The 13,481-nt window shown below is 45.1% G+C and carries 13 protein-coding genes and 1 pseudogene; 3 read left to right on the top strand and 11 right to left on the bottom strand.

Annotated elements, in window-relative coordinates:
- Nucleotides 1-88: 88 nt before the first annotated feature.
- The 7 genes and pseudogenes from DNHGIG_RS10315 to DNHGIG_RS10285 all read right to left on the bottom strand — a co-directional run.
- Nucleotides 89-847, bottom strand: coding sequence for a YwmB family TATA-box binding protein (locus DNHGIG_RS10315; RefSeq protein ID WP_282199541.1), 759 nt, complete (start codon nucleotides 845-847; stop codon nucleotides 89-91).
- 118 nt (nucleotides 848-965) lie between these two features.
- On the bottom strand, nucleotides 966-1,427 hold the full coding sequence (locus DNHGIG_RS10310; RefSeq protein WP_282199540.1) for a cupin domain-containing protein: 462 nt from the start codon (nucleotides 1,425-1,427) through the stop codon (nucleotides 966-968).
- A 442-nt stretch (nucleotides 1,428-1,869) separates the two neighbouring features.
- Nucleotides 1,870-3,084 (bottom strand): NO-inducible flavohemoprotein, encoded by a 1,215-nt coding sequence (gene hmpA / locus DNHGIG_RS10305; RefSeq protein WP_282199539.1) that lies wholly within the window; start codon nucleotides 3,082-3,084, stop codon nucleotides 1,870-1,872.
- A 391-nt stretch (nucleotides 3,085-3,475) separates the two neighbouring features.
- Nucleotides 3,476-4,066, bottom strand: a complete 591-nt coding sequence (locus tag DNHGIG_RS10300) for a hemerythrin domain-containing protein (RefSeq protein WP_282199538.1) — start codon at nucleotides 4,064-4,066, stop codon at nucleotides 3,476-3,478.
- A complete protein-coding gene (locus DNHGIG_RS10295; RefSeq protein WP_282199537.1) occupies nucleotides 3,993-4,793 on the bottom strand; it encodes a cbb3-type cytochrome c oxidase subunit I in 801 nt (266 codons plus the stop codon). The genes DNHGIG_RS10300 and DNHGIG_RS10295 overlap by 74 nt, the downstream gene beginning before the upstream one ends.
- Nucleotides 4,794-5,009, bottom strand: a complete 216-nt coding sequence (locus tag DNHGIG_RS10290) for a hypothetical protein (RefSeq protein WP_282199536.1) — start codon at nucleotides 5,007-5,009, stop codon at nucleotides 4,794-4,796.
- A gap of 63 nt (nucleotides 5,010-5,072) precedes the next feature.
- A pseudogene (locus DNHGIG_RS10285) lies at nucleotides 5,073-5,615 on the bottom strand (nitric-oxide reductase large subunit); the annotation flags it as partial.
- A gap of 449 nt (nucleotides 5,616-6,064) precedes the next feature.
- Here DNHGIG_RS10285 and DNHGIG_RS10280 point away from each other — a divergent pair.
- Nucleotides 6,065-7,105 carry a zinc-dependent alcohol dehydrogenase family protein gene (locus DNHGIG_RS10280; protein WP_282199534.1) on the top strand — a complete coding sequence of 347 codons (1,041 nt, stop codon included), beginning with the start codon at nucleotides 6,065-6,067 and terminating at the stop codon, nucleotides 7,103-7,105.
- Between the two features lie 125 nt (nucleotides 7,106-7,230).
- On the opposite strand, the gene ybaK is transcribed toward DNHGIG_RS10280, so the two are convergent.
- Nucleotides 7,231-7,707, bottom strand: a complete 477-nt coding sequence (gene ybaK, locus DNHGIG_RS10275) for a Cys-tRNA(Pro) deacylase (RefSeq protein WP_282199533.1) — start codon at nucleotides 7,705-7,707, stop codon at nucleotides 7,231-7,233.
- Between the two features lie 244 nt (nucleotides 7,708-7,951).
- Nucleotides 7,952-9,100: an aminotransferase-like domain-containing protein gene (locus tag DNHGIG_RS10270; RefSeq protein WP_282199532.1), complete on the bottom strand. Its 1,149-nt coding sequence runs from the start codon at nucleotides 9,098-9,100 to the stop codon at nucleotides 7,952-7,954.
- 139 nt (nucleotides 9,101-9,239) lie between these two features.
- On the opposite strand from DNHGIG_RS10270, the gene DNHGIG_RS10265 reads away from it, so the two are divergent.
- Nucleotides 9,240-10,184, top strand: coding sequence for a DMT family transporter (locus DNHGIG_RS10265; protein WP_282199531.1), 945 nt, complete (start codon nucleotides 9,240-9,242; stop codon nucleotides 10,182-10,184).
- A gap of 242 nt (nucleotides 10,185-10,426) precedes the next feature.
- Here DNHGIG_RS10265 and DNHGIG_RS10260 read toward each other — a convergent pair whose 3' ends face one another.
- Nucleotides 10,427-11,551: an HAD family hydrolase gene (locus DNHGIG_RS10260; protein WP_282199530.1), complete on the bottom strand. Its 1,125-nt coding sequence runs from the start codon at nucleotides 11,549-11,551 to the stop codon at nucleotides 10,427-10,429.
- 176 nt (nucleotides 11,552-11,727) lie between these two features.
- Nucleotides 11,728-12,549: a polysaccharide deacetylase family protein gene (locus DNHGIG_RS10255; protein WP_282199529.1), complete on the bottom strand. Its 822-nt coding sequence runs from the start codon at nucleotides 12,547-12,549 to the stop codon at nucleotides 11,728-11,730.
- 191 nt (nucleotides 12,550-12,740) lie between these two features.
- On the opposite strand from DNHGIG_RS10255, the gene DNHGIG_RS10250 reads away from it, so the two are divergent.
- Nucleotides 12,741-13,400: a PrsW family glutamic-type intramembrane protease gene (locus DNHGIG_RS10250; RefSeq protein ID WP_282199528.1), complete on the top strand. Its 660-nt coding sequence runs from the start codon at nucleotides 12,741-12,743 to the stop codon at nucleotides 13,398-13,400.
- The last annotated feature ends 81 nt before the right edge of the window (nucleotides 13,401-13,481 follow it).

The raw sequence follows: 13,481 nt of genomic DNA, 5'->3' as shown, positions 1-13,481 counted from the left end.
TCAACTCTTCCTCACCATTCACAAAAATTTACGTTTATCGTAACAAATTCTTGAAGGGTTGAGAAGATTGATTTCTTACCAATCGTCCTCAGTATTCCACCGTGATCACTGGACTCCCGATCACGACATGCGTTTTCTGACGGTACTGATCATAATGTGCCGCAACTTGAAGATTGATCGGCCGTTGACGGCTTACGATATGCTCTGCAATCTTAGGGGTATACGCAGAAATGCTGGTTACTTTTGGAGATTGCAAACCTTCCACTTCTTTCGCTCCCACGGTTCTGAACACGCGGCCGATGATTTGTTCTTGCTGCTTTTCATTCCAATAGGCAGCAACTGTTCCTTGCAATGTCGTGCTGATTTCCATAGGAATGCCGTAGAAAAGAGCTGTATAACGAAGGCGTTTCTGGATGGAATTCAATGGCTGCCAAGAATTCCCCTGCCGATCCACTTTGATGATCGTTATCGTTTGTACGTCCATCTGCGACTTTTTCATGCTGAGAACCGATACCATAATATGTGTCTGATCATCCCATTGTCCGTAGAGACGCACTTGGTTTTCATCCGCTTGCTTTGTATTCTCCTGTTTGATGTTCTTCATGTTCATGGAAGCGGCCAAGGCATGTGCCAGACGGGAAACGTCTTCCCATTCCATCCATTGGTTCTTCTTCACGGCAAAACCGCGTACCGAATACTGTTCCACTTGAGCATCTGTCGCTAGAAACGCCTGCTCCAATACGGAAGACGAATTTTCCATTTCCGCTTTCGTCCCTTGTGATGTAAGCAAGGTCACCATACCGACCGCCATCACGATCAGACATAGATAGGAAACCAGCTTGCGCATGTCTCTTCCCCCCGAAACCTTTTGATAGTTTCATTTTGGACGGGGAAAAGGGAATCTATACTCTAGCAATTGGTTTTGATAGAATAAGCCCTTCAAACGGCAATGAATGGCGTTTTCTTTATTTTTTCGTATTATCAAATGTAATGAGATCTTCAATCTTTTGATAAAAGCTTTGTAATTCCTCCTGTATGATTTCACGAATAATGTTTTTCAGGTTTTCTTGACGAACTCTTTGCTTGGTGATTTCAGATTCGTCCTTCTGATGGAAAATAGCGCCTATCAATAAAACCGTTCGTTTATCCGTCTGATTGTGAAGCGCATGACGTTCATTGACAGGAATAATAATACAATCTCCAATCTGACAAGTGTACTCACTCTCCCCAACCGACAAGACCACGGATCCTTCCAAAACGTATACATACTCTGTCCGGTCTGGATGTTGATGCTCCGGATATGCAGAACCAGACTCCAACAAAACAAGTTTTACCGTACCCTCCGGATATTCGATGAGATTCTTGCTCAATATTCCTTCTATATGAGTCCTTTCCCATGCGATCGACGAAGTTTGATGAACAGACATATGATCGTCCTCCCTATTATTTATTACTTAAATAGAAGTTTTTTCGCCTTATTTTTCTCCTAACCGATAGCAACCATGCGGCAAATCTCTACTTTCTCCCGACGGGAGATTTCATGTGGTCATTCAACATGTGGTCATTCAACATGTGGTCATTCAAGAGTAGACATATTGATGAAATCTCCCTTCAGCATATGATTCGATCGAATCCTACTGTGGAAACACCTTGATTGGTCTCATTATAATCCTGTCGACGAATAATCATTGTGACATGAATCACTATTGGAAATCACGAATCGGTTGAAACGGATCGAGTTTCGCTCGTTCCGCACAAAAAAAAGAGCCTGTTTCAATAATAAGTGATTGAAAACAGGCTCTTTCCTTCCTTTGTGATCCATTGATTCTGGAGTTTACATATTCATTCTGACTTCAGAACAGGTTGTTCTTACAGTTCCCCTTTGGGACCAAAGAATTCGAAGTGGATCGCTTCTTCGGCTACTCCCCATTGTTTCAAAGCATGATAAATCGACCTCATAAAGGGAACAGGGCCGCAGAAATAGAAGTCCGCTTGAGGAGAAGGCACGATGGTCTGAAGCCATTCCAAATCGACAAAACCTTCTTTATCAAAATTGCCGGACTTTCTGTCTTCATCCGTTGGATTTGAGTAGCATACAAAAGAGCGTACATGTTCCCGTTCGGCCGCCAAGCGGGCGACATGCTCTCTCATCGCGTGCACTTTACTGTTGATCGCTGCGTGAATGAACGTGACTTCACGTCCAGGCTGTTTTTCAACAATCGTATTCAACATGCTGATCATAGGCGTCAATCCAACCCCGCCACTGAGCAGTACAACAGGCGTCTCTTTTTCCATATTCAGCACAAAATCTCCTGCGGGCGCGCTGATTCGCAAAATGTCGCCTTCTTGTACATGATTGTGCAGGAACGTGGAGACAACCCCTGCTTGCTTGTCAGCACTTCCGTCTTCACGTTTGACACTGATGCGGTAGTAATCTTTACCTGGTGAGTCAGATAAACTGTATTGACGAATATGCGTGTATTGGTCTCCTGGGATCGACACTTTTACACTGATATACTGTCCGGGTAGAAATGAAGCGATCGCCTTGCCATCTTCCGGTTTTAAATAGAAAGACGTGATCACATCGCTTTCTTTCACTTTTTTGTCTACCACAAAATTCCTGAAGTCTGCCCAACCGCCCTCTTGTTGTTCGGCTTGCCGGTACATGTCCGCTTCCACGCTGATGAATACATCGGCAATGGCTTGATACGCTTCCCTCCATGCTTCGATGATTTCATCCGTTGCTGCATCTCCCAGTACATCTTTAATGGCCATCAGTAAGTACTTACCCACAATTGGATAATGCTCTGGTTTAATGCCTAAGCTTCTGTGTTTGTGAGCAATTTGTATAACGGTTGGCATGATCGCCTCAAGATTGTCGATATGTGCCGCAGCCGCATAAACAGCATTGGCAAGCGCCGTTTGTTGTCTACCTTGTTTTTGGTTTGCATGGTTAAATATATTCAACAGCTCTGGGTGATTGCCCAACATCATCTTGTAAAAATGGGTAGTGATCTCTTTCCCATGTTGTTCTAATACAGGTACCGTGGATTTAACAATTTCTAACGTTTTCGCACGTAACATGTGAACACCCTCTCTTCTTCTGGTTGACTTCGAATAGAACCGTGATGAAACCATTATAGAGCAGGGGAAATCTTCACATTGTGATATAAATCACAATCAATGTAAGGAATAGTTGAACAGTTTGAGAGGAGCTTAACCCATAAGGGATGATTCGATCGTTATCATGAAAAAAGCACCGTAAAACATTTGCTTCTTCGCAGATGATTTTACGGTGCTTCTATATTTCTACTTTTCAAACGTACACAGTTACCCACTCGTTCTCTCATCTTTAGATACCCCCTGTTTTAACAATTTTGTTCACTTGGGTTATGTTAATCGTTCCACATAGAAAGAGCCTTTTCAATCATTTTTTATTGAAAAAGGCTCTCTTTCTAGGCTATTGATTTATGAGTTACTTTTGCTTTTCCTCATTCACTCTGCAAGCGACCTCATTTTGATCCTCTTCCGACATCACACTGCTCGCCATCGGGAATAATACATTGTCTTCTTTCATGATATGTGCCCGTAATACACTTTCCAATGGCTTGAACGCCTGTACGACATCTGACTCACTGCACTTATGTTTTTTCAAATCTTGAAGACGCTTCCGAAAGGTCTCGTGGTTATCCCGAATGATCTTGTGTTCGGAAAGCATGACCGCGATCGGGCCTGCATTTGTCCCGATATATTTCCCCAGAAGCGGAAATAAGATTTCCTCTTCGTAACGAAAATGTTTGTTCAGTTCTTCATGAATCATTTTGTCTGCTAAGTCGTAGGGTTCAGCCTGATAACCGCCTGCCGCCCGGTCTAACACTTCCAGCAGTTCCGCATGTTCCTCGACAAACGACCATAATTGCGGGGAGACAGCCGCTTTCACGTTCGAACTGTTCTCGACACTTTTTCTTGGTTCTCCGTTTTTCTCCAATCCGTTAACAGGTTTCGATACAGAATGGGCGGTTGGACTCGGAGGGTACCACTTCAAGCGCGCTAAAGGTTGCTCCATACGCCAAGACTCCGGTCGGAGTTCCGCTGAAGTACAAATGATGGAACCTCCCGATAATCCCACCAAACAAGAAGACGATCGTCGAAAAAAGAACGGAAGAGGTCGCCGTTTGAATTCTCAGCAGCCCCATACGGGTAAACAGGAACGCGATGACCACGGTCGCAAAAACTTCGAAGAAGCCTTCCACCCACAGATGGACCAGCCACCAGCGCCAATACTCGGCAATGGCAAGATGGGTATGTTGTCCCCACAACAAAGCGGGTATATAGAAAACCGGAATCGCTGTGGACGCGAGTAAAAACAAAGCGAGCAAATGCCGATTCTCTTCGGATTTACGGAACGCTGGCCAAAGTGCCCGTCCCATCAAGAATAACCAGAGAAAAAGTCCTACTGTCAGAAAGAGCTGCCAGAACCGGCCGAGGTCCGTGTACTCATATCCTTGGTGACCGAACCAAAAGTTCGTGTTCAAACCAAGTCTCTGCATGACGGCAAACCATTGACCGGCCATTGAGCCGACCACAATGATGAGCAAACAGACAAACAGAAAATTGACGCCAAATCGTTGGAATTTAGGTTCATACCCGGAAACCGCTGGGGCCATGAATAAACCCGTGGCGAGCCAAGCGGTGGCAATCCAGAAGATGCCCAATTGCGTGTGCCACGTCCGCGTGATGGAATAAGGAATCCATTTTGCGATCGGAATTCCGTAAAAACTGCTTCCTTCCACTTAATAGTGACCTGTGATGGCACCTAATGCCACCTGCACGACCCACAAAGCTGCGACGACCCAGAAATACTTTAGCGTCGCTTTCATGGACGGTGTTGGGGATAGAGCAAGTAACGGATCCTTCTCGGGAAACGTTTCCTCTGTTTCAGCATGCTTTTGGATCGCATAATACCAAGCCAAAGCACCAATCCCTGCAAGAAGCAGCACAAAACTCACGACGGACCAAACAACCATCGAACCCGTGGCATTGTTGGCAATGAGCGGTTCATGCGGCCAGTTGTTGGTATAGGTAATCGTATCACCCGGACGATTGGTCGCACAAGACCATGTCGCCCATCACAGAAATGCATTTAGAGATGGAACAAGATTAGGATTTTTAATGGCATTTTCGTGGATGGCATACGCATCACGCAAGTTAGCGAGCTTGGGATCATTCGTGAATAATGAATAGTAATGTTGGCTTATAGCTGCAAAAGCCTGAGCCCGTAGAGGGGAAATTACCAAGTCACCGGTATTCGGATCATAAGTATTTGTTCGCATTTCTTTCTGCAATCTTGTTTGAAGTGCCGCCTTTGTTTCTTCATCAAGCGCATCATAGGTTTTCCCGTATTGTGCCTGTGCCCACGTATTTAAAATCCAGACGCATTCCCGATGGAGCCAATCGGCTGTCCAATCCGGGGCGACATAGGCGCCGTGGCCCCAAACGCTTCCCACCTCTTGCCCACCCATGGACTGCCATACGTTTTGGCCTTCTTTGATATTCTGTTCGGTAAACAATACATGACATGTATTTGTTACTACTCGCTTTGGTATGGGAGGCATGACATGATAAATTTCTTTGCCATAGTAACCAAGTACTGCAAATGACAGCACAAATACGATCGTCAAACTCATCCACAATCGAGTGTAACGCATGAGTAATCACCTCAATGTCATTCATTCATCGAAGGTAATTTAATCCAAGTAAAGATTTTTTATTCTCAGTTTGACAACAAAGGGTTCTCTACATTTGATAACCAGTATCCAACACAGGTCGAATAACAAATCCAGTGAACATGAACAGCACAACCTCTTATGCGCTGAAACCGATACATAGGTAAATACATGATAGATGGGGATTTCGGAGAATATATGACTATCCAAAATGGGCCTTCATCACGTTTAACAAAAGCGAAGATGGCACGAATGATTGTAACGTTGGACAGCGGTAGAGGATTCATAGAATCGGTCTGGATTAGACCGATGCGACTAAAACTTAGGAGGTATCATTTATGAAAGCGCTTGTGTTCCGTGGACCGAGAAAGATCGAGTGGGTGGAGAAGGACAAGCCGACGATTCAGAAACCGACGGATGCAATCGTAAGAATCACCAAAACGACGATTTGCGGCACGGATTTGCATATCTTAGGCGGTGATGTACCGGCAGTAACTGATGGCCGAACCCTGGGACACGAAGGTGTCGGAATTGTGGAAGAAGTCGGTTCGGCTGTGAGCAATTTTAAGCCTGGCGACCGAGTGTTGATTTCTTGTGTCACTGCCTGTGGAAAATGTGATTATTGCAAAAAAGCGATGTTCGCCCACTGTGAAGACGGAGGTTGGATTCTGGGGCACCTGATCGACGGTACCCAGGCGGAATATGTCCGTATCCCTTATGCCGATACGAGCATGTATCATATTCCTCCGGGAAGCGATGAGGAAGCACTTGTCATGTTGAGCGACATCTTGCCGACGGGTTTTGAAATCGGAGTGATCAACGGCGAAGTTCAGCCGGGGGATACGGTCGCCATTGTTGGAGCCGGTCCAGTCGGGATGTCGGCACTCTTGGGAGCGCAACTTTATTCGCCGGCCGAGATCATCATGGTCGACCTCGACGAAAACCGCTTGGAGCAGTCCAAAAAATTCGGAGCCACCAAAACAGTCAACAGCTCCGTGAGAAATGCGGTTGAGCAAGTGATGGAATTAACAGATAGAAAAGGCGTCGATGTAGCGATTGAGGCCGTTGGGTTCCCGGTGACCTTCGATATCTGTCAGCAAATCCTCAAGCCCGGCGGACGGTTGGCCAACGTCGGTGTACACGGCAAGCCTGTCGAGCTTCATTTGGAACAATTGTGGATTCGCAATGTGAAGATCACGACCGGACTGGTTAGTACGAGTACGACACCGATGCTGTTAAATACCGTGCAGTCTGGGAAGATCAAACCAGAACAATTGATCACCCACCGCTTTCCGTTGGATCAGATCATGAAGGCGTATGAGGTGTTTAGCAATGCTGCCAAAGAAAAAGCGATGAAAGTGATTTTATTCAACGATTGACACGAGAAGGGGCTGTCCCAAAAGTAGATAAAATCTACTGGGGATAGCCCCTTTTAAAAGAATATGCAGATTCATCATATTTTTCTCCCCCACCGTTCTTGTGAAAGCATGAATGGTTGTAGATATTAGCTTCGAGATGTGGGGCAGAGGGTCGCTTTACATGCTCTCACAAGGTCTGCACCTTTTAAAGAGATTGAGAGACCCCGACGCCCACCACTTATAATTACAGGATCTAAGTCTTCAACGGATTCATCAATGTAAATCGGATAACGTTTCTTTACACCAAGTGGTGAAACGCCACCTCGGATGTACCCAGTCAAAGCTTGCAGATCATTGACTGGAACCATTTCGACCTTCTTATTTTTGCTGACGGTTGCTAACACTTTTAGGTCTAGTTTTTTATTACCCGGAATACATACCATAAAAACACCTGTTTTATCCCCTCGTACCACTAGTGTCTTGAAAATTTGCTCCGGCGAAATCCCCAATTTTCCTGCTACTGTAACGGCATCTAGTGAATCTTCGTCCCAATCGTATTCGTGTAGCGTATATGGAATTTTGAGAGTGTCCAGTATGCGGCAAGCTGTTGTCTTCATGGCCATTGTATATTCACCTCTAAATATAGCGTTAATAATTCTGGTCTTCATTCTATCAACGCCCACTTACTGAACGTATCCCCAAAAGATAACAACCAAAATCAAACAATCTTAAACCGACGCAGAGGAGGTATCTCTCCCCTCAACCCTTTGAAGTTGAGTCCGATATACTTGTAAAAATGGTTAACGAAAAAAAGATTCACTTTGAAAAAGAAAAGTACCTCCTGTTAACATACTGGGTGTCACCCCCCTATTTTGCGATTAACGATTGGTAGAGATCAACCAGGCGTTTTACACCCTCTCGCAATTGCTGCTCGTTCACATAGGAGTAGCTCAACCGAATCCACGAGGTTAGCTCCTTCAGTGGGTCGCAGATGGCACCCGGAACAAAGGAAAGAGACTGTTCCAAACTTTTGGCAAGGAGCAAGTCCATGGAGATCGTATCCGGCAGTTTCACCCATAAGTTGAGACCTCCTTTTGGGCCCATCCATTTCCAATCGGTAGAAGCCAATTCTTCCTCCATCATTTGTTTACGGATATGTAATGCTATCCGGAGCTTTTTCAGATGTTGTTGCAATCGTGAAGAAAAGAAATAATGCAGAAAGATCTTTTGATTCAACAAAGGCGTGCCGTTGTCGAATAAGGACTTCGCGGTCAAAAGAGTTTTCATCAAGACGGGACGGCATGCCACAACGGCAATACGTAGACCAGGAGCCACATATTTGCTGAAGCTTCGGATATAGATGGCACACCCTGCCGTGTCATAAATAAAAAGTGGTGAAGGCGGCTCTTGACCAAAATAAATATCGCGAAATGGATCATCCTCGACGAGAAGACAGCGATATTGTTCAGCAAGCTCAACCAACTTCTTACGCTGTTCCGATGGAACGATATAGCCGGTCGGGTTTTGAAATGTGGGATTCATGTAAAAGAGACGAGGTTTATACTGCTTCATATAAACTTCGACCTGTTCTAAATGATAACCATCCGGACCGATATCTACGGGAATGATCCGAGCACCTTGATAGCGGAACATATCAATGGCGGTACTGTAATAGGTTACCGGAGCTTCATGAATTTCCGATAGATGATGCTTTAGAAAATAGGAAGAAATGATGGGATCATCCAAATGTTCTGCTGCCAAGCTACAGTCGGGATGGACAAAATAGCCAGATTTATCTTTCACATATACTTTCCCGTTCTGTTTTAGTAATTGATAAGCCTTAAAGACGGTCAATCGATGGACGTTCAGTTCTTGGGCTAAGGACCGAACGGAGGGGAGTTTGTCATGTGCCTTCCATTCTCCAGATTCAATCCGGTTCAGGATATAATCATACACCTGCTCGAACAGACGATGGGTTTGACCTGCCAAACCCTGTACAGGAGATTTTGTTATCATCCTTGAGATCCCCCTTTCATCACGTGCCATGATAACCGGATTCTGTTCTATTCTAACATATCTGTTCTGTATTCCTTCCGTTATACTTGCAAAAAGAACCAGGGTTGTAAGGCAATGAAGATGTAAGGAGGAGCGAGGTATGATCCTAATTGGGTATGTTCTGATGTGCTTGATTTTTGGAACTACATTTTTGGCAATTAAGGTTGGAATTGATGCGGGAGCACCTCCGCTTTTTTCAGCGGGTCTTCGTTTTTTTCTGGCAGGCCTGATTTTGTTCCTTTGGATGGCGTGGAAAAAAGGGGCTGAGTGGTCGCTGCTGTTGAAAAAAGAGATGGTATTCACAGGAATGTGTTTAACGTTTGGCACGTTTTCCACCTTATATTGGGGTGAGCAATATGTCACTTCTGGAATCGCAGCGGTCTTATCCGCTACGGGGCCCATCATGATTTTATTGCTACAGATCCTTGTTCTTCGTAAACAGGCATCCATGAAATCCATCATGGGTTGTATCATAGGATTTATAGGCGTTGTCATTTTACTTTTACCTAATGTTTCCGTTCACATAAGCATGCTTTGGATGCTCGGATGTATCGTGATTTTGATCGGTGAAATCAGTTATTCGATGGGGGCCTTGTATTCGAAACATGTGATCCCACGTTTTTCGAATAATTCGTCGATTGCATTGAATGCAGCTCAGATGATGTATGGAGGAATTCTGCTACTGATTCTGTCGATGATTACGGAACGGGTGCATATGGAGGGGATGCTGAAGCTACATGCGATATTCTCACTCTTGTATTTAATCGTTTTCGGTTCCATGTTAGGACATAGCTTATTTTATTGGCTTGTGGCCAAAACGAATCCTGTATTTCCTTCCACTTGGCTTTATATCTCTCCCTTAATCGCCATGGGATTGGGGTTTTTCTTGTATCACGAAGCAGTTTCATGGGCATCGCTTTTAGGTGTTTTTGTCATTCTCATTGGCATCATTCTCGTAAATATGGATACGTTGCAACAGTTCATTCATAGAACCGATCCGATCTTCAAAAATGGTGGGAAACACCTCAAAAACCAGAATCCATGATGAAGCTCTTCGTAACGAGTGCCATCTATAGCTGGAAAAAGAAAAGCCATTGCCAGCACCACTAACATTCAATCCCCTTCTCGTTGGCCAAAAGATTGGAAGGGAAGATGGAAAGGATGCTGTCAATGACTCAAATTCATCCTATCAGACAGGAAAGTGGATTGAACTTATCACCACTGGCCGCCTCATCTCATGCGCCGCACTTTTTTGGCGGCGCATAGAGTGAACAAAGCGAACGATAATCACACGATCTGTTTTAACTCCAATACATCATTGAGAATGTAGTCAGCACCCAATTCTTCAAACTTTGCTCTTGCCTCCTGCCCGGTCAAACCGGTGAGGGTAGCGGCAAATTTGCAGCCGAGAGAGCGGGCGGCAAGGAAATCGGCTACGGAATCGCCGACGATCAGAATCTCGTCCCCATTTTTCAACGGTATCTCGTAATTCATGATTTCCGCCAAAGGCGTATCCGCCCCCAGAAAGCTGCGCAGATATTGGAACGGCTGCGGTTTGCTCAGCGGCGCGCGCTCCGGGTATTGTTCTTCCGCTGCGAGCACATCCGATGCGGTCGAGACCCTTCGAGGATTGAAGTAGGAGAAAACACCCATCTCTTCTAGCGGAACATGAGTTTCCAGCGTTGGCCGCCCTGTCGCGATCCCTAGCTCCACGCCCTTATCTTTCAGTTCTGCGAGCATTGCGGCAAATGCCTGGGGATTCACGATCGCAATTTCATCTTTGAGAAATCCTCTTTTTCCCGGTTGGCGCGTTTTTTCACCGGTCGTTTTTTCATAGAGCTCGTCACCGACATACCACTCTTGGAACGTTTCCTGGCAAATCACCCACAAGGAACTGTTGCGGGAAAACAATTCCGCAGATACGCCTGTTTCCTGCGTTAATAAAGTGTTTAGGTAAAGTAAAAGTTCGTGTTTTTGTGCCGTTGAAGCTTGAAACGTTTGCACAAATCCCGCATAATCGGGCGCAAAATCGCTGCCTTCCAGATATTCGCCCACCTGGCGCAAAGTGTCACGCGAGATTCCTTCCTGCGCGATCCGCTCCACCAATCCCGCATGTTTCTTATGTAAGAATGAAAGCGCACGGACAAACTGATACGAAAATTGTAAAAACACCATATCCCAGTTCGCATTGATTCCGCGGCTCTTCATAAAGTTAAGTACCTTATCGTCAGCAAAAACCTCTTTGCGAATCCTGCGGATCTCCTCTTCCTGCGGTTGAGGAGAGAACTCATCCCGCCCCCGCAGATATTGCGGACTATTGATCAATTCATGCACCGTAAGTGCGGAAGCGTCAAAATACCTTTCTTCACTCAACATGACGCCATCGACGTCGAAGAGAATCATGGTAAACATAAACGGCAGAACCTCCGAATGGTTTTCTCTCAGTATACCATGACATGCAAAAATGAGTCCTACCTTTTGCGAACTCTTCAAAAAAATTTATGAACAAAAAAGCAAGGAAGTATGGGCATCTGCCCGATCTTCACTTGCTTCCGGGAACGTATTTATTCCAGTGATAGACAACGTTTCTAACTACCAAGAAGTGTATGGACGGTGACAAACTCGTAACCCTGCGCTCTCAATCGATCGATGATTCTAGGCAGCGCTTTCACAGTTCCGTCTAGTTCACCTTTCTTCCCTGCCATACAGTGTTGCACGATAATCCCCCCGGGAGATACCTCCTGATTGACGAACGTAAGGATTTCCCGGGCGGAACTCCCTTTCCAATCGACTGTATCGACAGACCAGTCGATCACTCGATACCCGAGATTATGAATCTCCTTTATATCCTCGACGGTAGCTATACCATATGGCGGGCGAAACAAATCCGTCCTTTTTCCTGTAATTCTCTGAATCTCATCTTCTGCCTTTTGAATTTCTTGTTTCACTTTCGAGGTATTTAGAGAGTTGAAATTCATGTGATCCCACGTATGATTCCCTATGTCGTGCCCTTCACTGACAATCCTTTTTAACACTTCGGGAAACATCTTGGCTTCCTTTCCGACGATGAAAAAAGTCGCCGGAGCTTTCTTCTCGTGAAGAATGTCCAAGATTTTATAGGTGTAATAGTTATCGGGACCGTCGTCAAACGTCAATGCCACCCATTTTTTATTGGGATTCCCTTTGTAAAAAACAACACCGGGAAATAATTGCGACATATTTTGTATATGTTTGCGATGCTCTTCGTACGGCATTCGGTTGGCCGCTTCCAACCATTCCTTATAGTGAATCTGCTGAACTTTGGCACGCTGATTCGGTTCCCGCATGACCTGACCTCGCGTACACGCTGTTATATCCAATAGTAAGATCATGAGGAGTGATATGAGCAATAATCTGTATCTGTTTTTCATAAAATGCCTCCTGAATCAAAATCATCATGAATTCAAGAGGTATTCTGCTCAACTTCATGGTTTTCATTCAGTGATCGTCTGATCATGATTCGCCCCAATCACATTCGTTGTTCAATCTGTTTGTTGATCCGTGGACAACTGGACAGACTATCAATCGTTAACGTATTTCCTTTATAGAAGGAGGGCGTCAAGTGCTGATATTGATCTATAGCGCCATTTTACCAGCCATCATTTTGATGTTTTTGATTTACGGTATTGATCAACGAAATCTGGAACCTAAGCATGAAGTTGTGCGGATGTTTATCATGGGAGCTCTTGTCCCTTTCCCTGCCGGACTCGTTGAACGTCAACTGCTCGTAAGCAGAGCCTTGCATCCAGATCACCACGGTCTCTACCCGATTTTGTTCACGGCTTTTTTTGTAGCGGGTATGGTGGAAGAGTTTTTAAAAGCGGGATTTTTCCAAAGAGGGATCTACCGCCATCGTGAATTTGAAGAGCCCATCGACGGAGTCGTATATGCCGTCGCTGTCGCGCTAGGGTTCGCGATGGTCGAAAATGTTTTATACGTAACAAGCTATGGTCTCACCGTCGCGTTTTTGCGATCCATCACAGCGATTCCCGCGCATATGCTTTTCGGTATTGCGATGGGATATTATTTTTCGCTTGCAAAAATGGGAATCGGTCCTATCCATCGGGCTTATATCATTCCTGCTTTCTTACATGGAATCTATGATTCGTTCGCCATGATCGGCGGAGTCTGGGGAAGTTTGGCGCTTCTTTTGTTTTTACTCTTTTTGATCGGCTTAAGCTTTAAATACATACGGCGGTTGAGACATGCGCCTATGTTCTAGCTATTTGGAATCATCTACGCGTAAAGAGTGTGATCATGCGTTTGTACCGGTTTCATATGGAACATATATGTAAAACTCCCC

This window comes from Collibacillus ludicampi, from assembly GCF_023705585.1.
Lineage (GTDB): Bacteria > Bacillota > Bacilli > Tumebacillales > BOQE01 > Collibacillus > Collibacillus ludicampi.
Note: the sequence above shows the minus strand (reverse complement) of the source record. Positions and strands in the feature narration are given on the sequence as shown.